Origin of the sequence: Sphingobacterium sp. UBA7855 (assembly GCA_002500745.1) — a bacterium.
Classification (GTDB): domain Bacteria; phylum Bacteroidota; class Bacteroidia; order Sphingobacteriales; family Sphingobacteriaceae; genus Sphingobacterium.
In genome coordinates this window covers 322,377-345,911 of the sequence record DLST01000011.1, presented here as the reverse complement: position 1 = coordinate 345,911, position 23,535 = coordinate 322,377, and the positions used below count along the sequence as shown (strand labels likewise).

19 protein-coding genes are annotated in these 23,535 nt (G+C 38.2%); 6 read left to right on the top strand and 13 right to left on the bottom strand.

The genetic code is table 11. The annotated features are described in order from the left end of the window. Nucleotides 1-283: 283 nt before the first annotated feature. Nucleotides 284-874, top strand: a complete 591-nt coding sequence (locus tag B2107_RS10195; RefSeq protein WP_293955522.1) for a TIGR00730 family Rossman fold protein — start codon at nt 284-286, stop codon at nt 872-874. Between the two features lie 669 nt (nt 875-1,543). Here B2107_RS10195 and B2107_RS10190 read toward each other — a convergent pair. From B2107_RS10190 to B2107_RS10150, 9 genes are all read right to left on the bottom strand, one after another. Further along, the gene (locus tag B2107_RS10190; protein WP_293955566.1) at nt 1,544-2,338 is read right to left on the bottom strand and encodes a (Fe-S)-binding protein; all 795 of its coding nucleotides are present in this window, start codon (nt 2,336-2,338) and stop codon (nt 1,544-1,546) included. 7 nt (nt 2,339-2,345) lie between these two features. Then, the gene (locus tag B2107_RS10185) at nt 2,346-3,644 is read right to left on the bottom strand and encodes a (Fe-S)-binding protein (RefSeq protein WP_293955521.1); all 1,299 of its coding nucleotides are present in this window, start codon (nt 3,642-3,644) and stop codon (nt 2,346-2,348) included. Between the two features lie 188 nt (nt 3,645-3,832). Continuing rightward, nucleotides 3,833-4,507, bottom strand: coding sequence for a TetR/AcrR family transcriptional regulator (locus B2107_RS10180; RefSeq protein ID WP_293955520.1), 675 nt, complete (start codon nt 4,505-4,507; stop codon nt 3,833-3,835). A gap of 328 nt (nt 4,508-4,835) precedes the next feature. Then, nucleotides 4,836-5,405 carry an OmpH family outer membrane protein gene (locus B2107_RS10175; protein WP_293955519.1) on the bottom strand — a complete coding sequence of 190 codons (570 nt, stop codon included), beginning with the start codon at nt 5,403-5,405 and terminating at the stop codon, nt 4,836-4,838. A gap of 103 nt (nt 5,406-5,508) precedes the next feature. Next, nucleotides 5,509-6,042: an OmpH family outer membrane protein gene (locus B2107_RS10170; RefSeq protein WP_293955518.1), complete on the bottom strand. Its 534-nt coding sequence runs from the start codon at nt 6,040-6,042 to the stop codon at nt 5,509-5,511. Nucleotides 6,043-6,389: 347 nt separating this feature from the next. After that, complete coding sequence (gene bamA / locus B2107_RS10165; RefSeq protein WP_209576016.1) at nt 6,390-8,954, bottom strand: outer membrane protein assembly factor BamA; 2,565 nt, start codon at nt 8,952-8,954, stop codon at nt 6,390-6,392. Between the two features lie 113 nt (nt 8,955-9,067). Further along, nucleotides 9,068-9,805, bottom strand: a complete 738-nt coding sequence (locus B2107_RS10160; protein ID WP_293955517.1) for an isoprenyl transferase — start codon at nt 9,803-9,805, stop codon at nt 9,068-9,070. Between the two features lie 306 nt (nt 9,806-10,111). Next, nucleotides 10,112-10,996, bottom strand: a complete 885-nt coding sequence (locus B2107_RS10155; protein WP_293955516.1) for an NAD kinase — start codon at nt 10,994-10,996, stop codon at nt 10,112-10,114. A 49-nt stretch (nt 10,997-11,045) separates the two neighbouring features. Next, on the bottom strand, nt 11,046-11,708 hold the full coding sequence (locus tag B2107_RS10150) for a CBS domain-containing protein (protein ID WP_293955515.1): 663 nt from the start codon (nt 11,706-11,708) through the stop codon (nt 11,046-11,048). A 252-nt stretch (nt 11,709-11,960) separates the two neighbouring features. On the opposite strand from B2107_RS10150, the gene B2107_RS10145 reads away from it, so the two are divergent. Together B2107_RS10145 and B2107_RS10140 are read left to right on the top strand one after the other, a co-directional pair. Continuing rightward, nucleotides 11,961-12,794 (top strand): 1-acyl-sn-glycerol-3-phosphate acyltransferase, encoded by an 834-nt coding sequence (locus tag B2107_RS10145; protein WP_293955514.1) that lies wholly within the window; start codon nt 11,961-11,963, stop codon nt 12,792-12,794. A gap of 5 nt (nt 12,795-12,799) precedes the next feature. After that, nucleotides 12,800-13,759, top strand: coding sequence for a GNAT family N-acetyltransferase (locus B2107_RS10140; protein ID WP_293955513.1), 960 nt, complete (start codon nt 12,800-12,802; stop codon nt 13,757-13,759). A 58-nt stretch (nt 13,760-13,817) separates the two neighbouring features. On the opposite strand, the gene B2107_RS10135 is transcribed toward B2107_RS10140, so the two are convergent. The 3 genes from B2107_RS10135 to B2107_RS10125 are packed head-to-tail and all read right to left on the bottom strand — an operon-like array spanning nt 13,818 to nt 17,672. Continuing rightward, entirely contained in the window at nt 13,818-14,558 is a 741-nt protein-coding gene (locus B2107_RS10135) for an MIP/aquaporin family protein (RefSeq protein ID WP_293955512.1), read from the bottom strand. 9 nt (nt 14,559-14,567) lie between these two features. Further along, complete coding sequence (glpK, locus tag B2107_RS10130; RefSeq protein ID WP_293955511.1) at nt 14,568-16,067, bottom strand: glycerol kinase GlpK; 1,500 nt, start codon at nt 16,065-16,067, stop codon at nt 14,568-14,570. A gap of 27 nt (nt 16,068-16,094) precedes the next feature. Then, nucleotides 16,095-17,672, bottom strand: a complete 1,578-nt coding sequence (locus B2107_RS10125; protein WP_293955510.1) for a glycerol-3-phosphate dehydrogenase/oxidase — start codon at nt 17,670-17,672, stop codon at nt 16,095-16,097. A 450-nt stretch (nt 17,673-18,122) separates the two neighbouring features. Between B2107_RS10125 and B2107_RS10120 the strand changes: the two genes are divergently transcribed. Further along, entirely contained in the window at nt 18,123-18,629 is a 507-nt protein-coding gene (locus B2107_RS10120; RefSeq protein ID WP_293955509.1) for a thioredoxin family protein, read from the top strand. 529 nt (nt 18,630-19,158) lie between these two features. Here the strand turns inward: B2107_RS10120 and B2107_RS10115 are convergent. Continuing rightward, complete coding sequence (locus B2107_RS10115; protein ID WP_121123983.1) at nt 19,159-20,550, bottom strand: arginine decarboxylase; 1,392 nt, start codon at nt 20,548-20,550, stop codon at nt 19,159-19,161. Between the two features lie 108 nt (nt 20,551-20,658). On the opposite strand from B2107_RS10115, the gene argS reads away from it, so the two are divergent. Further along, the gene (gene argS, locus B2107_RS10110) at nt 20,659-22,443 is read left to right on the top strand and encodes an arginine--tRNA ligase (protein WP_293955508.1); all 1,785 of its coding nucleotides are present in this window, start codon (nt 20,659-20,661) and stop codon (nt 22,441-22,443) included. Nucleotide 22,444: 1 nt separating this feature from the next. Next, a complete protein-coding gene (locus B2107_RS10105) occupies nt 22,445-23,524 on the top strand; it encodes an oxidoreductase (RefSeq protein WP_293955507.1) in 1,080 nt (359 codons plus the stop codon). Nucleotides 23,525-23,535 lie beyond the last annotated feature (11 nt).

Genomic DNA, 23,535 nt, shown 5'->3' with positions numbered 1-23,535 from the left:
TCGAATGAAATTATCGTGTGTTTTTAACAAGATCTGATGAGCTTGTCTGGTTAGCAATTATGTAAGAGGAACGGTAAATCAAAGATATTAAATGTGTTACTTATTTTAAATGTTTTTTTTACATTTATATTTCTTTGTTCTAAAATAGGCGATAATTTTTGCGAATCAGGTGATCATCATGAGGCATAATTTCAAAGTTGAGTGGAATGTGGGTGTTTTAATTTTGTGTATGACCATATGAAAAATAAAGTTGATCCACTAGTTTTTTTAGCTATACTTGTATATGAATAAAGTTAAAAGTATTGTAGTTTTTTGTGCTTCCAGTTTAGGTAATTCGGCAATTTATGAAGTACAGGCTTCCCATGTTGGTCAGGTTTTGGCTAAATCTGGTATTCGTTTAGTTTATGGTGGTGGACGCGTTGGCTTAATGGGTGCTGTTGCGAATGGAGCTCTCGCTCAGGAGGGGGAGGTAATCGGAGTTATTCCTGACTTTTTAAATTCGAAAGAAAGAGAACATACGGGAGTAACAAAACTGATTACTGTAGATACCATGCACGACCGTAAACGCATTATGAATGATTATGCGGATGGGGTTATTGCTCTGCCAGGAGGTTTTGGTACGTTGGAAGAGCTTTTTGAAATGATAACGTGGGGGCAGTTGGGTTTACATAAAAAACCCGTTGGTTTGTTAAATATTAATGGATTTTATAATCATTTAATTCAATTTGTGGATCACATGGTAGAAGAGGGGCTTCTGAAATCGGAAAATAGAGCCATGCTATTGGTTGCTGATACGATTGAGGAGCTGATTGAAAAGATGCAAAAGTACGAGGCACCAATGGTACAGAAGTGGATTGAGAGAGATGAAGTTTAGACAACAATCGTTACTAAAGTAGATTTTTTTTTCCAATAGCCTATTAGAAAAAAAAGTTAAATTGAATCGTTTGGTAATTATATGCTAGATAGCTCCTTGTAAATCATTGTAGGGGCGCGTTGATTCTATTTTTAAAAGAAATGCCCGATCATTTGATTCGGGCATTTTTAGTTCAAAGACTTTCAAACAAATCTTTAAAAGTTGTATAAAAGTACTTTGCTTAATCCAGCAAGTAAGTATGCTGTTGCTGTCCCACATTTATAACGCCCGTTCCTACTTATAAAATATCCGAAAAATGTGACCTAATTGAATTTTGTTTCAGATAGCCCTATAGAAATTATGACCTGATTAAAGAGCTTTAAGATCCAATACTAAGTTGAATAGCTAATCATTCAGATCATTTTTTTTATAAATGGCAAGTTTTGAACAACATTTTCAACGAAATGAACAACAATTGATCGACCGATTGGGTGTATCTTTGTTATGGCTAGATGTTAGAGTCGTTTGGTCAGCAAAAATACAGCGCTGATCTTCGATTCGGGGGAATCCCCTATATTTTAACCGGCTTTGGGATTCCCCTAATTTAATCGTGAAAAGGAGATATTCTTCTCCCTACACAAAAGGCCCGATCGTATGATCGGGCCTCTTTTAATTTGTATGGCAATATATTTACAAGTGGTTTGCCCGCGCGGTAATTTCTGCTATATCTAACACTTCTATCGCTGATTCTTTTTCTTTGATCTTTACTCCATCTTTTAACATCGTCATACAAAAAGGACATGCTGCCGCAAGAACATCAGGCCGTGCATCAATGACTTCTTCAATACGTTCTATATTAATGTCTTTTACACCTGGTTCTGGTTCTTTAAACATCTGACCGCCCCCTGCTCCACAACAGAGCCCGTTGCTCTTACAGCGCTTTAGTTCAATCAACTGGGCATCTAGGCTTTCCAATACCTTTCTTGGTGCTTCATACACTTCATTTGCACGGCCAAGGTAGCACGGGTCATGGTAGGTTATTTTTTTTCCTTTGAATACATTGTTGTCAGCTGGTTTCAACTTTCCATCATCGATCAGATTTTGGATCAATTGTGTATGATGAATGACCTCATAGTTTCCACCTAGCGACGGATATTCATTCTTCAATGTATTGAAACAGTGGGGACAGGCAGTAACTATCTTCTTAATTTCATAACCATTTAGTACTTCGATGTTCATCATGGCCTGCATTTGAAATAGAAATTCGTTTCCACTTCTTTTAGCCGGATCTCCGGTACACGTTTCTTCTGTACCTAAAATGGCATATTTTAAACCAACATGTGCTAATATTTTGCAGATATCGCGTGTAATTTTTTGTGCACGTTCATCAAAACTGCCAGCACAGCCAACCCAAAATAGTATATCCGGAGTTTCTCCTTTAGCCAACAGTTCAGCGACTGTCGGAACTTTTAATTCATTGTCCATCATAAAACTATTTTTGTTGAGTCCAATTAGCGCGATCCATTTGTGCATATTTCCACGGCGCGCCGTTGTTCTCAATATTTCCAAACATATTATTAATACTTGAAGGAGCTTGTGATTCTTCCATAATAGCAAAGCGACGAAGTTCAATAATAATTTCAAGGGGATTAATATTGACGGGGCACTGTTCTACGCATGCATTACAGCTCGTACAGGCCCATAATTCTTCCCGGCTGATATACGTATCAATTAAAGATTTCCCGTCATCTTGAAAGCTCCCGTTTGTTTTAATATTGGCGCCTACTTCGGTTAGTCGATCCCGTGTATCCATCATTATTTTTCGTGGCGATAGCAGCTTTCCTGTCATATTTGCAGGACAAGAAGATGTACAACGTCCACATTCCGTACAGGTATACGCATCCAATAAATTCTTCCAGGTTAAATCCTGTACATCTTTGGCCCCAAAACGTGCATTTGCATCTGTGGAAGGCGGAGTGAAACTAGGATCAAGCATCGCTTTTACCTCATTGGTGACAGCAGGCATATTTGATAGCTTGCCTTTGGCATTCAGATTCGAAAAATAAGTGTTTGGAAAAGCCAGAATAATATGTAGGTGTTTAGAATAGGGTAGGTAATTTAAGAAGGCGAGTACGCCTAGAATATGAAACCACCAGCAAAGCCGTTCTATCAAAAATAATGTATCTGTTGAAGCTGGAATGTAGGGAAGAAGATAATGGCTTATTGGAAACGAACCTACAGAGGTAAAATGTGCATAGCCATAGAGCTGCAATTTAAGATCAGAAGCGTTCATGAGTAAAAAAGCCGACATTAAAAGAATCTCTGTGATTAAAATAATATTTGCATCCGTCTTGGGCCAATTTTTCAATTCCAGGCTATTTAGACGAGCTACTTTAGCGATATTTCTCCTGATTAAGAAAATGATACACGATAGCAGCACGCTCAGCGCGAGCCATTCGAATGCTCCGATTAAAAAATTATAAAAGCTTCCTAAAAATGAAAAGATACGATGTGTGCCGAATAGTCCGTCTATAATAATTTCCAACATTTCAATGTTGATGATAACAAAACCGAGGTATACGAATAAATGCAAGACTGCAGGAAAAATTCGCTTAAACATTTTTTTTTGTCCAAAGGCGACAAGCAGCATCATCTTCCAACGCTCCGCCGCTTTATCCGAACGATCCGCTGGACGCCCCAGCTTGATGTTCTGATAAATCTCTTGAGCATTTTTGCTAAAAAAGAATAATGCTACAGCGAAACAAACTGCAAATATCAGTTGACCTATCATATGTTTGAATCTTGGTTATAAACAAATATACTATATTATTTTGTTATGCTAACATAGTAAAAATAAATCAAAAATGGAGATATAGCAATATTTTATTGAAATTTTAAATAGGTATTATGGAGGCTGATAAAAAAACGTCCAAAAATGATTATTTTTTTGGACGTTTTTTCTATATATACTCGATTAGTCTATCGCTGGACATTAGCGAAGGTTTGCTCTAAAATTTTGCGTATGGTTTTTTCAATGCGTTGTTTTCCTGCTTCGGTATTGATATCGATACCAAAAAAAGTACTTCCCGTAGATTTCGCCTGTAGGCTCATATAGTAAATGGAACTCACCAGAATAGCAAATGTCGCTCGAAGGTCGTTTTCCGAATTTTCGAACCTAGCGTCTATGTGTTTAAACAATTCTTCGCCAAGCATTTCTCTTTTTTCAGCGATGTTTTTTAACGCTTTTGTCTTCTCGCCTAATCCCCAATGAATGACTTTTTGTTTCGTTTTATCTTTTAAAAAGGTGTTAAACTGAGATTGAAGTAGTTCTTCTAGCGAGGAGATATTGATGGAGCTCGGGTTCGAGATCATTTGCTCTAAGACTCCCTTGTCTCCTAATTGCCAAAAGTCTTTTTGCGCCATATAAGCCTCCACTAGCTGATCAAGACCACCAAAATAATTCCATATTAATGCTTTGTTCAGCCCACATTCCAAAGCAATATTAGGGCCATTCAACGCGTGATATCCTTTTTTCTGAATTACCTTTCCTACAGCTGCGATCATTCGAGCCTTAGTGCGTTCCTTGTCACGAATAGGACCGGAAGTCACCTTTCTTTCTTTTTTAGGATTATCCTCAATTACTTTTTTTTTCATGCGAATAAAATCAAATTAACGAAGAAGCATTCTTGGGTACCTTTCATTTGTCTATTAAAGAACAATTTTGGGACCACGAAGTTTTCATTAGGGTAGATATGTTTGTTTTTCTAGAGCAATATCCAAAATTTAGCTGGTAAATGCAAGAAAATCAAGTATGAGATTTTTAGTTTATCTTATTCTTTAGACTTAAGGGAAAGCTTTTTTGGAAGAATTGTACGATCTATTACAAATAAAATTGCGTTTGATTTATTGAAATGGAGTTTATATAAAAAAAGGATCATCCATACAGATGATCCTTTTTTTATATATCAAGTTATATACTAACTTATTTTCTTGCTGGAGCAGCAGCAGGAGCTGCCGTTGCTGAAATACCTAATTTAGTTTTTACAGCAGCAGTTAAATCTTCTCCACCTTGGAAGTAAGGGATATTTGTACTTGAAATATCAAATACATAAGCCATACCTTTTTCTTTAGAAACAGCATTTACAGCTTCGCCAACTTTTCTATGGATTGGAGCAATTAATTCTTCTTCTTTTTTATTTAAGTCTTCCTGAGCAGCTTGTTGAGCTGTTTGAATACGAGCTTGAATATCTTGCAATTCTTGACCTATCTTGTTGATTTCTGGATCAACTGTATCTTTATTTGCTTCACTTCTATTACGCAATTTATCGTTTGCATCTTTCTGTTTTGTTTGATAAATGGTAACCATATCTTGAATTTCTTTGGTTTTACCATCACTCAATGTTTTCAATTGCCCTTCAGCTGCTTTAAATTCAGATGTAGATTGAATTATTTCTGCAAAGTTGATATGACCAATCTTTTGTTGCGCATTTGCAAATTGAGTTGAGAAAAATACTGCCACTAAAGCAACCGCACCCTTTAATAAATTTTTCATGCTTTTCATTTTAATCTAATGAGCCATCACTATGGCAATCTTTTAGTTTTTTAATTAATTACTATTAATATTATTTGTGTTCACAATGATAATAAACTCCAGCCTAGTTTGCAAGACTAGGATTCGGTTTATACCCTAATTTTGTAATGACATCATTACTTTTATTCAATTTTGGATTAGCATAAAGAAAAGTTGACTCATTACCTTTATCCATAATAAAATCTACACCCTGTGCAGTAGCAACTTCTTGGATAGCTTTTGCTACACGATCTTGAATAGGCTTCATTAACTGTGCCCTTCTTTTAAAGAGGTCGCCTTCAAATCCAAATTTTTGTTTTTGATAGTCTTTTACTTCTTTTTCTCTTGTTACGATTTCATCCTCACGACGGCGGCGCATGTCTTCATTGAGTAAAACTTGATCTTTTTGGTATGCCTGATAGAGCTTTTCGATTTCCGCATACTTCTGATCAACTTCTTCTTGCCATTGTTTAGACAGATCATCCAGCTGCTTTTGCGCAGTTGTATATTCAGGAATATGTTTTAAGATATATTCTGAATCAGCATATGCAATTTGTTGAGCAAATGTCACTGTAGCACTAACGACGACAAAAGCTATAACTAACAATAGTTTTTTCATATTTCCTGTAAGTTTTTATAGACTATACGTTTAATTGTTTAACACTAATTTACCTTATGACTTTTGATAATTCCAAAAGTTTAATTTGGTAAATTCGTTCTACGTAAATTTAACGCTCAAAAATAAGAAAAAAGAAGCAATCTAATAGATATTTGTCAGGTTTAACACTATTTAACTTGTTGGTCAGTCTACCATAATTCTTCTCCTAATGTTGGCAAGGTATTCTTTTTAGCGCTAACGTAAGGCAAGATTTTAAGGAAAACGTTTTAAACAAAAAAGCTATCTACAATTTCTTGCGATAGCTTTTTTTTAAACTTTATGTCCAAATAGCTTGGAATCAACACGGACTAGAAACCGCCCATATTTTGCATGATACTGAATGTAAAGTTTTGTTTCCATGTACTGCTCGGCAAACCAGGGATAGGATCGAATGCATGTCCATAGTCTATTCCCAACATACCAAAGATAGGTAAGAAGATACGGGCACCTACACCTGCAGAGCGGCGAACTTTAAATGGATTGTATTCGGTAAACTTGTTCCAGGTATTTGCGGCTTCAGCAAATGCCAAGACGTAAACAGTTGCCTGGTCATTTAACATAACCGGATGACGCAACTCCATTTGATATTTTGTGTAAATTGGGCTACCTGAATTTCGCGCTACATTCACATTCTGTGTCCCTTCAGGAATGATTACACCATTTGCATAACCACGTAGTGCAACAATTTCCGAACCTTGTAAGTAATCAAACCCTTGCATACCATCGCCCCCGACTTTAAAACGCTCGAACGTTGATATTTCAGTTTTGCTCGAATATTTACCTAAGAAACCAAATTGAGCTTGCGCTTTGAAAACAAGTTTACCAACAATTTTTGCATACCACTGCGAATCAAATTTCCATTTGTGATACTCAGTCCAACGGTAGCGTTCTTGCGCGGAACCATTTTTATAGTCAATGTTATTGAACAATGAATATGGAGGGGTCAATTGTACAGAAAATTTGATATTAGAGCCCGAAGTAGGATAGATAGGAGCATCGATCGAATTACGGCTAAATTCTTGTGTCAAGTTGATATTATAGGCTGTACCATTATCAAACAGGAAATAATTTCCATAGTTTTGTAGCTTATAGCGCTGGAATGACAAAGAAGTATTTGCCTGGAACCAGTTGTCTGGCCATTGCAAGCGTTTACCTAAAGTAGCCGTAACACCCGTCATCCAGATCCGGTTTAACTCTGAATCTTTAACAATTTGTTCTCCAGTATAATAGTTAAATCCTCCATACGATGAGCTCGACGTATAGGCACTCAAGCCAAAATAAATTGGTTTTTTTCCACCTAGCCACGGCTCTGAGAACGAGAAGCTATACGATTGATAGCGTTTACCCGAAGTTTGCCCACGGACACTCAATTTCTGCCCATCCCCACGTGGCAAGGGTTTCCATGAACTTTTGTCAAAGAAATTGCTGGTAGAGAAGTTATTGAATGTTAATCCTAAGGTTCCGATAATCTGACCTGCACCATAACCACCAGAAAGTTCGACCTGATCCGAAGGTTTTTCTGTTACGTTATACACGATGTCCACTGTACCTTCTGCATAATTTAAATTGGTGGGTACCGGGTTGGTTTTCTGTTCATCAAAATTTCCCAGCTGCGCAATTTCACGCACACTTCGCATAATTTGTTCTTTTGAGAACTTTTGACCTGGTTTTGTGTAAATTGACCGTAATACAACACGGTCATTGGTAACATCATTACCTTTGACAATAACATTGTTGATTGTATATTGAGCCCCCTCATATACGCGTAAATTCAAATCGATGGTGTCGTTGTAAATACGGGTTTGTTCAGGGTCTACCGAAAAAGTAAGATATCCATCGTTCATATAGATGGAAGAGATGTCATCACTATTTTTTGTGGGCCCCATCAATTTTGCGGTTAATTTTTCTTCTGAAAAGACATCGCCACGTTTGATTCCTAAAATTTTGTTAAGTAAAGTGTCAGAATATTTTGCGTTACCTGTCCAGACAATATTACCTACATAATATTTAGGACCTTCATAGATGTCAAAATTAACTAACACATTTTTCTCACCCTCTCGAATAACAGTATCTTTAAGGATAGTCGCATCACGATATCCTTTGTCAGCCATTTTTTTGATCAGGTTTTCTTTACCTTCTTTGTATTTCTCTTCCTTGAATTTTCCTGGGCCAAAAATACGGTACCACATTTTTTGTTTGATAGGTTTGGCCATTTTTCTCAACTCTTTTTGGGAAAAATGCTCATTTCCCGTAAAAGTCATTTTTTTGACTCTAACCTTATGTTTTTTATCTACATCGGCAATAAGTATTTCATTATTAGCCTGTGCAGAGTCTTTTACCGTCTTTAACGTAATCTCCGGATATAAATAAGCTTTTTCTTTTAGAAAACGCTGAATAGTAGCACGTGTAGTATTCATCAAATTTTCATTGACGATTTTACCTGTGTTGCTATTTAAACGTTTGCGTACTTCTTCGGTTTGACTTTTACTTAAGCCATTGATGTCAATTCGAGTTAAACGGGGACGTTCTACTACACGAATGGTTAAAAATATATTTTCACCTTCAATTTTATCTGCCCATAATTCGACATCATCAAAGAGGCCTTGAGCCATCATATCCTTCACTACTTTTGCAGTTGCCTCACTTGGAACTTCCAAATATTGACCGACAGACAATTTAGATATGGTAATTAATACATTTTTATCTAAAAATTGTGTTCCAGTTATATCAATTGCACTAATTACATAGTTTTTGGGATTGAGATAGCTGATTTTTTCTGGGTCATTTAAATTGAAAGCACCTTTGTCCTGTCCGTAGACGAGCTGCATTGATGAGAGACCAAAAAATAGTATTACGGGTAGTATACGCTTCATTTATCTAAAATTATTGGCGCTAAAGTACACCAATCGTTTGTTAATTTTTGTTAATTAAGAAAATTTAACCAGCTTGTTTTCTTCAAATCAGTGGACAAATTTAATAAAATCATTTATAACTGCTCACTTGTTTTTCCAAACCTTCTTTCGCGCTGTTGGTAGTCTACTATTGATTTGTACAAATCCTCTTTAGTAAACTCAGGCCACATCTTATCTAAGAAGCATAGTTCTGAGTAAGCAATTTGCCAAAGTAGAAAGTTGCTTATTCTCAATTCTCCACTTGTACGTATGAGCAGATCAGGGTCTGGAAGGTTTTGCGTATAGAGGTTTGAAGCAAATGACTCATCGTCAATTTCATCTATAGTGAGTAGTCCATCTTTTACTTGTTGTGCTAGATTTCGAGTAGCATCTAGGATTTCTTGGCGGGAACTGTAGCTCAATGCTAACGTCAACGTACAGTGTTTATTTTCTTTCGTCGCTACTATGGTCTCTTGAAGCTTTTTTTGTGCATGTAAAGGTAGTTTGCTAATGTCGCCAATGACATTCAAGCGAACGCCATTTTCCTGAAAAGTTTTAATTTCTTTTTTGAGTGAAGAAACCAATAGCTCCATTAGCGCCATGACTTCTAGTTTAGGTCTATTCCAGTTTTCTGCAGAAAATGCATAAAGTGTCAGAAATTTAATATTGGCTTTTACACATCCTTCTAAAGCTTCTCTCACTGCTTTTACACCATTTTGGTGCCCAAAAACACGAAGTTTTCCTTTCTGTTTTGCCCAGCGTCCATTTCCATCCATGATGATGGCGATATGCTGTGGCAACTTAATATTATCTATCTGATCTAAAAAACTCATTTTTGCTGTTTTCAATAAAATTAACACCTTAACGGTGATGCTGTTTCGGTGTGTTAAAACCTATGCTTTGTATTCTGTATTCCTATCAATGAATAGTGTTTGTTAAACTTTTCATCGAATGAATGATTTCATGCGCATTTCTCATAGGAACTTAATCATTCTACCGTCCTTTACTTCTTCCAAATATCGATTTTTAATTGGAAATTCAGAAGTACATTATATATAAAGATTGATTGAAATATCTTGGGCAATCAGTTTTGGTGCTTTTTTTCAACTAGCCTGAGCTAGTTTGAACTTAGTAATAGCTTAATAGTTCCTGACATCAATTCCCCAAAGTAATTTCTCTCGCAATGTGCTGAAAAAGCTCTCATGGGGAAGTCTAATGAGATTAATCGTAAATGGAGCCTGTTTAATCGTTAATTTTATGGATGTATCAATAGATTCATTTTTCGAATCACAGCTTAGAATGTATTGGTTGCTCCGGCTTTCTATTTCTAACTCCAGGGTAAACTGATTGGAAATGACAATCGGTCTAACATTAAGATTGTGAGGTGAAATAGGGGTTATCACGAAATTACCACTTTCGGGCATAATAATAGGTCCGCCACAACTCAGCGAGTATGCCGTGGAACCGGTAGGTGTAGCGATAATTAGTCCATCAGCCCAATATGAATTAAGCCATTCACCATTGATGCGGGCATTTACGGTAATCATAGCCGAGCTATCGTAACGAAACACCGTAATATCGTTCAGAGCATAGTGATTACCTTGGAACAAATTTGTCTGCTCGGATTCGACAGAAAGCAATACACGCTTTTGTATGCTATAACGCTGGTTAAGAATGTCATCCAAAGAGTCTTCGAAATCATTTTTATTGATTGAGGCTAGGAAACCAAGTCGACCAAAATTCATTCCAGCGATTGGAATTCCAGAATCTTTTATTAGTGAAACGGCAGACAACATTGTTCCATCACCACCCAAACTCAGCATAATGTGGATACAACCTTTAATTTCCTGGTACGTATTGTATGTTAAGAAATTAAAATCACATTCAAACTGTGTGATGAGAAATTTATGGAATGGTTCATACACCCAAATTTCAATATTTTTATCTACAAGATATTCAAACAAGTGTTTCACATGTGTTATAACAGAGGGTTGAAACTCTCTTCCATATATTGCGATTCTCATATTGTTTTCAATTTTAATGGGGGCAAAGATGAGAAAAAAATAATTCTAATTATATGTTGATGTAATTCATGAGCTGTTGATAGCGGTCGGCAGTGTCATCGAAGGATGCTATCGTATTGTGAGTTTCCAAAATTATGTAGTTGTGTCGCAAAAATGAATTGAGCAAAGCACCAATATTTGATTTGTCTATTTTTAGTGTAACTTCAATATTATCGGTGTCCAAATTTATTTTGGTAGCACAATTGAGAATTCTGCAATTATCACTTTCCACGAGATGCGCAATTTGAGACAATGAAAAATCATGTAGTCCGATGGCTAAGACAATAATTGCGCCCGATTCATTCTGTGATTGAATCAAACTGATTGCTTTTAAGATATCTAACTGCGTACAGACTCCAATATATTTGTTGTCCTGGTCCAAAATAGGAACAATTGTACTATTGTACACAGTCATCATCACCAGGGCATCATAAGGATGTTGATTAAACTTTAACGGTATTGGAACTGTATTTATGGGGATGGAAGAAAGCAATGCTTCCTCGTCTTCGGCTTCCAATAAAATGGTTTCATTGACCAAGCCAATATATTCGTCACCATTTAAAACAATTAATTCTTTACAAAGCATATCTTGGAGCTTTTCGAGCGCCTGTTGTATTGAATCAGCATTTTGAATGCTGAAATCTGCGTTTGAAAGAAATTGACTTATTAGCATATCCAAACTTAATAAAAAAACTAGGTCAAAAGAAATTTTCGAAGATGAGATTTCTGCTTAATTGTTTGAGTTGCTGAAGCACTTCAAAAACTCAGGCAAAAGGACAGATTGCATAATCGCAAATAAGTACATTTTTAAAGTTTAAAATTGTACTTTTATTACCGTTCTGTTATTATTTTTGTCAGCGAATTGAGAAAGGCTTGGTTAGAAGCCTTTCTAAAGATGTAATTTCTAATCAGAAAAATAGGATTGATGACCACAAGCGAGAATAAAAAATTTATTGATATACGTGAAGTTATTCACAAAAAGAACGCGGGGCTTGCTAAATGGATTCCGTCTTTTTTAATGAATTATTTAAAAAGGACAATTCATGAAGATGAGATAAATGATATTATGACACGCTTTGCAGACCTTCAGGGATTGGATTTTGTTGATGCTCTGATCAATGATCTGGATGTAAAGGTCAATTTGTACGGTGCGGAAAATATTCCAGCATCGGATCCTGTAATTTTTGCATCCAATCATCCTTTGGGCGGATTGGACGGTATCGCATTTATGCATGCTATTGGTAAGCACCGGCGTGACGTCAAATTTTTAGTGAATGATATTCTATTAAATATAGACAATTTGAGACCCCTCTTTGTGGGTGTAAACAAGCTTGGAGGGCAGGGAAAACAGGCTATTACAGCGATTGAAGAGGCTTATGGTGCCGATGACGCGCTATTGGTATTTCCAGCTGGTTTGGTTTCCAGAAAACAAAAAGATGGCCATATTGAGGATCTTGAATGGAAGAAAAGTTTCATCAGTAAGTCAAAAAAATATAAAAAAGATGTCATTCCAGTGTTAATCGACGGTAAAAACTCTAAGTTTTTTTATAATTTTGCAAGGCTTAGACAGAAAATAGGTCTTAAGGTAAACATTGAAATGTTATATTTACCTGATGAAATGTTTGCTCAACGTGGGCATACCGTCAATATTATAGTAGGAGAACGAATCCCTTATACAGCGTTTGATCAATCAAAAAACGAAAAAACTTGGGCTGAGGAAGTGAAAAGAAGGGTTTATGGATTGGCTCAAGAAAAATAGAATTTATGCAAGAAATTATACCCCCAGTTGATAGAGCATTATTGAAGACCGAATTGAATAAAGACGTTTTCTTACGATATACCAACAATGGAAATAACGAGATATATTTAATCAACTATCATAATTCGCCGAATGTCATGCGGGAAATTGGGCGTTTACGTGAGTTGACTTTTCGTGGGGCAGGCGGAGGTACAGGACTTTCAATTGATATTGATGAAAATGATACCTGCGAAGATTGTTACGATCAGTTGATCGCATGGAATCCCGAAGATGAGGAAGTGGTTGCTGGTTATCGTGTCATTAAATGTGCTGACGCTGGAGAGGTAGATGGTGTGCCCAATTTGTCAACAGCGCATTATTTTCAGTTTTCTGATTTGTTCGCACAAGAGTATTTGCCTTACACCATAGAATTGGGGCGCTCTTTTGTTCAACCTAAATACCAACCCGCCATAGATAATCGAAAAGGAATTTTTTCATTAGATAACTTGTGGGACGGCTTAGGAGCTTTGGTTATGCTTAATCCGGAAATAAAATATCTCTTCGGTAAGGTAACGATGTATCCGCATTACAATAAAGATGCGCGTGATATGCTACTTTACTTTATGGATTATTATTTCCCTGATCACGACAACTTGGTGTTACCCCTTCCTGAATTGGAAATAAAGAACGATTACGATCGTTTTATCGGCATTTTTGATGGATTGGATTATAGGGAGGGATATAAAGTTTTAAACAGTCGTGTAAGGGCATTGGGAGAGAACATTCCACCACTCATCAATACGTATATGAACCTTTCGCCAACCATGAAATCTTTTGGTACAGCACGTAATGATGAATTTGGTACGGTGGAGGAAAAAGGTATCTTAATTGTAATAGACGATGTATACCCTGGCAAGAAGGAACGTCATATGAATACGTTTGAGCGGGATCGTGAATATGGTCATCGAAAGCCTAAACGCGGGTAAAAAACTAAAAGGGGATTCATAAATTGAATCCCCTTTTAGATGTTATAAAATACGCTGACTAGGCAGGCTTTATACATATATAGAGTGCAAAGGCTAAAATAGCGCCTATGATGGGCCCCAAAATAGGAATCCATGCATAGGACCAGTCCGAGCTGCCTTTACCTTTAATTGGCCAAAGCGCATGAAATAGGCGTGGACCGAGATCACGGGCAGGATTTATGGCATAGCCTGTAGTACCTCCTAATGATAGACCGATGGCCCAAACGACGAAAGCGACAGGAATAGCACCAAGGGAACCCATCCCGATGGGCTCAGTTTTTTCATTGATGGTAATCTCTTGGCCTGTAATGAAGAAAATCGCAAAAATTAACACAAAGGTTCCGATGATTTCACTCACCAGGTTTGTTGAAGTATTTCGTATGTTCGGTATAGTGGCAAAAACACCGAGTTTGGTCGTGGCATCTGAAGTAGCGTCAAAGTGATCTTTGTGCATGAAGTAGGTTAACATGGCGCCACAGAAACCGCCGGCAATTTGCGCAAGAATATAGCCAGGTACTTCCGTCCATGAGAGTCCATTATTCAGAGCGACAGCAATTGTTACTGCAGGGTTGAGGTGCGCACCGGTATAGGGTCCGGCAAATACTACCCCCACGTATACTGCAAGTGCCCATGCCGTAGTGATTACAATCCATCCTCCATTTTCTCCTTTTGTACCTTTCAATATAACGTTGGCGACAACTCCGTTCCCCAAAAGTAATAGGAGTGTTGTACCGATAAATTCTGCTAAATAATGGTTCATGCTTGTGGATTAGTTTTCGGTCCAGTACTGTAATGCTTTAACTCCTTTTGTCCAGAGTTTAATGATTTTGTTGGTTTGCTCTTCTTGTTCAGTTTCGGGTTCAAATAGACGATCTTGCGCCCAAAACTTCGATATTTCCTGCGGGTCTTTCCAATAGCCTACAGCTAGTCCTGCTAAGTATGCCGCGCCCAAAGCCGTTGTTTCTGTAATTTTAGGTCGCACAACGTTGCAATTGAGTATATTAGCCTGAATTTGCATGAGCAGGTCATTTCCAGTCGCACCACCATCTACACGCAATTCTTTGATTGGTATGCCACTATCAGCCTCCATTGCCTGTAGTACATCCCGTGTCTGAAGGGAGATTGCTTCGAGCGAAGCGCGTGCAATATGGCCATTCGTTGTTGCGCGCGTGAGTCCAAATAAAGTGCCTTGTGCACGGGCATTCCAGTATGGTGCTCCCAAACCTGCAAATGTTGGGATAAAGGTGACGCCACCATTATCTTTTTCTGTAAGTGCCAGTTGTTCAACGTCGGCCGACTTATGGATAATGTTAAGATTGTCGCGCAACCATTGGACCAGTGCGCCGCCGATGAATATGCTGCCTTCTAATGCATATTCTGTTCTTCCGTTGATTTTCCATGCAACGGTTGTTAAAAGGTTGTTCTTTGATCGGATTGGTTTATCGCCAATATTCATTAACATAAAGCATCCTGTTCCGTATGTATTTTTGACCATTCCTTTCTCGATACATTGCTGTCCAAAAAGTGCCGCTTGCTGATCGCCGGCAATTCCTGCTATTTTGACTTTGTGTGCAAAAATGGTCGTCCGGGATTCTCCATATATTTCGCTGCTTTCTTTTACTTGCGGAAGCATGGCCGCGGGGATGTCAAACAATTCAAGGAGTTCCTCGTCCCATTCCATGCTGTGGATATTAAACAGTAAGGTACGGGATGCGTTAGTAACGTCAGTGATGTGCGCGTCGCCGCGGGTGAGGTTCCAGACGAGCCAGGTGTCGATCGTTCCACAAATTAATTCTCCGTTTTGTGCCTTTTCCCGCGCCCCCTCTACATTGTCCAGAATCCATTTGATTTTGGTAGCAGAGAAATACGGATCTAATATCAGTCCCGTTTTTTCCTGAATCATTTCATGCTTTTTGGACTTGCGCAATTCGTCGCAATAATCTGCTGTGCGTTTATCTTGCCAAACGATGGCATTATAAATGGGTTTTCCAGTTTCTTTGTTCCAGACGACTACAGTTTCGCGTTGATTGGTTATACCAATAGCGGCAATATTTTTACCATTTAATCCTGCCTTTGTGGTGGCTTCTGCTGTGACACCTGCCTGCGTTGACCAGATTTCATGTGGGTCATGTTCGACCCATCCCGGTTGTGGGAATATCTGTGTAAATTCCTTCTGGGCAATGGAGACTATATTTCTGTCTTTATCAAAAATTATTGCTCTGGAGCTGGTGGTACCTTGATCCATTGCCAAGATGTATTGCTGTTCCATAATTGAGTATTGTTGGTTATTTTTGTGTTACTTCAAGATGTAATTTTTTGCAACTTTTTGAAAGTTTTCAATTTGATCATTTCGCCAATTTTCATCCTTACCTAGTTCCAGTGCGAGTAATCTAGCGACCTCAGGAGCTGCTTCAACGGCAGCTTTGGCATCTAGAAAGAGTATGCGTACACGACGGGATAGCACATCTTCTACTGTCCTGGCAAGTTCATTGCGTGCGGCCCAAACAATCTCTGCTTTTTTAAATTCTAGGTGCGCTAATAATTTCTCATTCCATTCAGGATTTTCCTGGGCTAATGCACGGATAGCTTCTTGGTCAGCACCATAAATATAGAGATGATTGCTTCTATCTGCTGTCGGAATGGCACTATAAATCATTTGTGTGGCGGACCGGCTTTCTTTTTGCGGTAAACAGCCAATTTTTATCGCTTTATCGATTGTATCTTGCCCCATTCGACGGAATGTTGTCCACTTTCCACCTGTTAAAGTCAGTAATTTGGAGTCGCTTACAATAACTTTGTGGCTTCGTGAAATCTCTTTGGTCTTATTGGAGTTGCCTGTAGGGGCGGCCAATGGACGAAGTCCAGCGAATACCGCCAATGCATCTGCTCTTGTTGGTTGTTTCGTTAAGTAGCGTCCCGCAGTTTTCAAAATAAAATCGATTTCCTGTTCCAAAGCTACGGGTTCAAGGCTATGTTCATCAATCGGGGTGTCGGTTGTTCCTGCAATGACCCGATTGTGCCAGGGAACTAGAAAAAGGACACGTCCATCATCTGTTTTTGGAATCATGATCGCGTCGTCGCCAGGGAGGAAGGATTTGTCAAATACGAGATGGACTCCTTGGCTGGGACGTACCATTTGTTTGGCTTCCGGTCTATCCATTTTTAAGATATCATCTACAAATATGCCTGTGGCATTGATTATCGCCTTACCTTGTATCGTAAAAACTTCACCTGTTTCGGTGTCATTGGCGATAACACCGTTTATTCGTCCGTTCTTATCCTTAGTGAGATTATTCACTCTTACATAATTTAGGGCAACTCCACCCATCTGTATGCAGGTTTGGGCTACATTGAGTGCAAGTCTTGAGTCGTCAAATTGCCCGTCCTGATAAACCACTCCACCATATAAACCTTTTGGTCTAACTGTGCTTATCCGACTAAGTGTTTCATCTTTATTGATATGGATGGATTTTCCCAAACTTAATTTACCGGCCAAAAGATCATATATTTTCATTCCAATAGTATAGAATGGACCATCGAACCAATTGTAGTTGGGTATGATAAATGATTGGTTTTTCACCAGATGAGGAGCGTTTTTTTGAAGTAGACCTCTTTCGTGAAGCGCTTCTTTAACCAGACTAATATCACCTTGAGCTAAATAGCGTACACCGCCATGAACGAGTTTGGTCGCTTTGCTTGAAGTACCTTTTGCAAAATCAACCTGTTCCAGCAAAATGGTTTTGAATCCACGGCTTAAAGCATCTAATGCAACACCTAATCCGCTCGCTCCACCACCTATTACGATAACATCCCATGCACTCGTATCTCTTATTTTTTCTATCAGTTTTGATCTATTGAATTTTTGATGTTTCATTTTCTTTCGTTTTGGAGTGTTATGGTAAACTTTGTTGCTGGTTTATTTCCCTATTCTCAATACTAAGTTATAGTATATTCATCAAATTTAAAAGGAATTACATCATATTTATGTTAAGATATGATATTTGCTTTTGTTTTGTTTTGTTTTTTATTGTTTTGATTGTAATAAAATATTAGCTTTTCTTTTTTGCCAGCAGTTCCGTATGGCGTGTCAAGCTGTGTTTTTTCCCTCGCCAATGAGGAGTATTCGATGATTACCCCAATTTGAAAACTTTAGCTGGCATCTGCACTTTCTTACCATGTTTAACGATCCGATCAAAATATGTGCTGTGTGATCTTGGATGTTTTTTTTGGGTCGATAGCTATATCATGTTTAACCATTGTATGCTGCTTATGTTTTGGTTTAGGCAAATGATTTTGTAATTTTAGAGTACTATTTAATTTATTTATGATGAGAAATATAAGATTATTTCTGTGCGGAGCCGTTGTGTTTTTTGGAACGGTAGTTTTACAGTCTAAAGCGTTCTCACAACAGGCTACTGCGACCGAGGAGCTTTCAAAGCCTTACCGTCCAGATGCTAATGCACAAAATGATATTGATCAGTTATTAGTTCAGGCAAAGAAAGAAAAGAAAAATATTATTATCCAAGCTGGGGGAAACTGGTGTGTTTGGTGTTTGAAATTTAATGATTATATCCATAAAACGGCAAGTGTAGACAAGTTGTTGAAGACTCGCTTTCTCTATTATCACCTTAATTATTCAAAGGAGAATAAAAACGAGGTTGTTTTTCAGAAGTATGCTCCTGAAGGAAATAAATTAGGTTATCCATTTTTTATTGTTTTAGACAGAAACGGAAAAACATTGCATGTACAGGAAAGTGGTAGTCTGGAAAAAGGAAAAGGCTATGATGAAGAAAAAGTACTTAACTTCTTTACAGCTTGGGTGGCGAAATAAATGTTTTTGATGCCGTAATTTCTATGATAAATTAAAATAGAAAATAGTAAATAAATAAACTGAAAGCCTCTTTTTAAGGGGCTTTCTTTGTAAGACCTTAACTTGCTTTGTAAGACCTTAATCGCCTGCTGAAATCGGGATTTCCCGTTGTGAACAAGTTCGGAAATAGAAAACTCCAACAAGCTAAGTGCCTTGTATTTTATGCTGATCTAATTCGAAGCTAACAGGTACTTTAAACGCTTTCATCCGAATGAGGCCCCTATCAAGTCCCTATTAGGTCCGGACAAAGTCCGTATTATTTCAGGCCTTGGTATGAAGTTTATCGGTGCTATTTACGCTGATGAATGAGGCTGGGTATCTGCACTTGGTTTTCGAATTTAATCTCGGTTATAATTGGCGCGATTAAACGCAAAATTAAACGGTCCCGTTTTTAAGACTGGGACCGTTTTTTTGTGCTTAAAAACACGCTTTCTCTGCACGGTATTTATCATCCGGCAATTGAAAGAGCGGGTATTCTGGTTATAATATCTTATTGATACCCCAATAACTTCATGACTTGCTTCGAGTTTTGTTCCTCACCAAACACTTCGTAGTTGAATGTTTCGTCTCTATTGCGGCGTACGAGCACATGTTTAGGGGAAGGCAATAGGCAGTGATGAATTCCTCCATATCCACTTAATACATCCTGATAGGCCCCTGTATGAAAGAATCCCAGGTATTGTACCTTGCGTGTCTTTGGCATAAATACCGAATTCATATGTGCCTCCTGATTATAATAATCCTGACCATCGCAGGTAATACCGCCTAGATTGACACGTTCATATTCCGAATCCCAGTTGTTGATTGGCAAGAGGATGTATTTTTGATTCAATGCCCATACATCGGGTAAATTCGTAATAAATGAGCCATCAATCATAAACCAGCGCTCACGGTCATTTTGTTGCTTGCGGCCGAGTACTTTGTATAGAATACCTGAAGCTTCAGCGACGGTGTATTTACCAAATTCGGTAATAATATCGGGTTCCATTACCTCGTGGTGCGCGCAGATTTGTTTGATCCGGTTCACGATTTCATTGACCATGTATTCGTAGTCAAAGTCGTGCACCAGTGAATCCTTAAACGGCATACCCCCACCGATATCCAATGTATCTAAGTCTGGGTTTACTTTCTTGAATTTACAGTACAATGTCACATATTTCTCCAGTTCATTCCAGTAGTAGGGAGTGTCTGAGATACCTGAATTGATGAAAAAGTGAAGTAACTTGACTTTAAAGTTTGGATTGTCAACGATTTTGTTGTTATAGAAGTCAATGACGTCTTCCTGACGGATTCCCAAACGAGATGTATAGAATTGAGAATCTGGTTGCTCTTCGGATGCAACGCGGATTCCTAGCGCACAAGGTTCATCCAGTTCGATTTCATCGTCGTAAAGGTTAAACTCTTCTTTATTATCTAGTACGGGTATAATGTTTGTATATCCATCATGGATCATATCTACAATATACTGTTTATACTGATACGTTTTGAATCCATTACAGATGACTGTAATGTCTTTTGTTACCGTACCCTGTCTTTCCAATGAATCGATCATCGGCATGTCAAATGCAGAGGAAGTTTCCAGGTGAATATCATTTTTCAACGCCTCTTCTACGATGTGCTTGAAATGGGATGATTTAGTACAATAGCAATATTTGTAAGATCCGCGATAGTTATGTTTCAGAATTGCGGTCTGAAAAAGGATTTTCGCTTGCTGAATTTTTTTGCTGACGATAGGCAAATAGGTAAAACGTAACGGCGTACCGTACGTTTCTATCATTTCCATTAAATTCAAATCGTGGAAATACAATTCGTCGTCGATGATTTCGAATCCGTCTTGCGGAAAACCAACACTTAAGTCAAGAAATTCCTGATAGCTCTGCATTTTTTATTATTTTTGCAAAGATATACTTTAATGGTGAATACCTAAATAAGGAATGTTATTTATTTCCAATTCACTATCAGGAAGTTGTAAAAATTACAAAATCATTAAATGGCAAATTCTATTCAAAAGCGACTTGTTGAAGTCACTGTACAGGCAGTAAAAGAGCTTTACAATGCAGATATTTTAGAAAATCAAATTGCTTTACAAGCTACCCGAAAGGAGTTTGAAGGACAAATTACGATCGTAACATTTCCCGTAACGCGCTTTTCGAAATCTTCTCCTGAGCAAACTGGAAAAGAAATTGGAGCCTATTTGCAACAGCACATTGCTGAAATATCGGATTTCAATGTGATCAAAGGGTTTTTGAATATTGTCCTTTCGGATGCTTACTGGATCACGTTGTTGAATCAGACCATCTCGTCGAAGGACTTTGGCATATTTCCGGCAAATGGAAAAAAACTGATGGTGGAATACTCTTCTCCCAATACGAATAAACCGCTGCATTTAGGCCACATTCGGAATAATTTATTAGGATACTCCGTGGCCGAAATTCTGAAGGCCTATGGTTATGAGGTGATCAAAGCGAATTTGGTAAATGACCGTGGTATCCATATCTGTAAATCGATGTTGGCCTGGCAGAAATTTGGTGCCGGTGAGACACCTGAATCTACAGGGATGAAGGGAGACCACCTCGTCGGAAAATATTACGTCGTTTTTGACAAAGAATATAAAAAGGAGATCGAGGCATTGAAGGCTGAAGGGCAAACCGAAGATGAAGCAAAGAAAAATGCGCCGTTGATGAAGCAAGCCCAAGCGATGTTGCAACAATGGGAGGCGGGCAATGAAGAGGTAATCTCACTTTGGAAAACCATGAATAACTGGGTGTATGCTGGATTTGAAAAGACATACAAACAATTGGGCGTCGATTTCGACAAATATTATTATGAATCCAATACTTACTTGTTAGGTAAAGATATTATTCAAGAAGGTTTGGATAAAGGCGTTTTCTTCAAGAAAGAAGATAACTCCGTTTGGATTGATCTAACAGATGAAGGATTGGATCAGAAGCTGGTGCTTCGTGGCGACGGTACTTCTGTTTATATCACCCAAGATTTGGGGACAGCTCAACTAAAGTATGATGAGTTCAAAATGAGTGAATCTATCTATGTTGTTGGTAACGAGCAAGATTATCATTTCAAGGTATTGTTCTTAATCTTAAAAAAACTTGGTAAAGCCTGGGCTGAAGGTTTGTTCCATTTGTCTTATGGAATGGTCGATCTTCCATCCGGCAAAATGAAATCAAGGGAAGGAACAGTTGTTGATGCGGATGATTTGATGGCTGAAATGCTTAAAACTGCGCAGGAACGGACTGAAGAACTTGGAAAGACGGAAGGATTGGACGAAGCATCCAAAGCAGCTCTTTATGATACGATTGGAATGGGGGCGCTTAAATATTTTCTATTGAAGGTAGATCCCAAAAAACGTCTCTTATTTGATCCCAATGAGTCCGTCGATTTTCAAGGACATACTGGGCCGTTTATTCAATATACTCATGCACGTATCAAATCTGTCTTAAGTAAAGCTGAATTCAATTTTGACAGTGCGGTTTCTGTACCGGCAACGATCTCTTCTTACGAACGTGATTTGATTCAGCAACTTGGAGCATTTCCAGAGACTATTGAAGCCTCCGCACAAGAGTTCAGCCCTGCCCAGTTGGCAAATTATATTTATGAAGTAGCCAAGATTTACAATAAATTTTATCATGAGGAAACCATCTTGAAAGCGGAAGATCATGATGTTAAAAACTTTAGGTTGCACTTATCTGCTTCCGCAGCGAAGGTTATTGCAAAAGGAATGAACTTATTGGGTATCCAAGTGCCCGAAAGAATGTAATATGATGGAGAAAATTCGCGTAGGACTTATTGGTTTTGGAATTTCAGGCCAAGTTTTTCATGCCCCCGTGATGCGTTCGATTGTGGAACTGGATCTTGTCAAGGTGACGGCACGCAAAGCTGATCAGCAGAGTTTGCTTAAGGAACGCTATCCGCATGCGGAAATTGCTTTGTCTGCAAATGACATATTCGATGATCCAACCATTGATTTAGTCGTGATTGCAACCTCCAATGAAATGCATTATCCTTTTGCCAAACGTGCATTGGAAGCGGGAAAACATGTCGTGGTTGAAAAGCCGTTTACAAATAGTGTGGATCAGGCAGATGAGTTGATTTCGTTGGCAAAGCAGTACAATCTGATCTTGGCTCCCTACCATAATTTAAGGTTCAACTCAGATTATCGTACAGTTGAAAAAGTAATCAAAAGTGGAAGATTGGGACGGATTGTAAATTTGGAATCTCGCTTTGATCGTTTTCGAAACTACCTGCGACCGAATGCTTGGCGTGAGGAAAATTTGCCGGGTTCTGGAGTATTTTATGACTTAGGGCCTCATCTCATCGATCAGGCTTTACAGTTGTTTGGAAAGCCAAATGCTGTTTTTGCAGATTTAGCTATCCAACGGGATCACGCAAAGACTATCGATAATTTCGACTGCCTATTGTACTATGATAACTTACGGGTATCGTTGAAAGGGTCTATGCTTGCAAAAGAACCCACACCTCGGTATCGTGTCTTTGGAATGAACGGAAATTTTGTAAAATATGGTATCGACCCACAGGAAGCTTTACTGCGCGATGGTAAATTTCCTGATGAAGATCCAACCTGGGGACAAGAGGATCCAAGTCTATACGGCAAGCTCAATATCGTTGAAAAGGGGAATGACATTGAAGAAATGATTCCTTCTGAAATTGGTTCCTATCCTGATTTTTATCAGAACGTTGCGGATAGTATATTAGGGAAAAGATCCTTAATCGCATCGCCAGAACAAGCCCGAGATGTTATTAAAATTATTGAAATAGCATATCAGAGTCAATTGGAGCGGAGGGTGATTTCTGTTGACGACACATTGATTGCTTATTAGATCTGTTACTG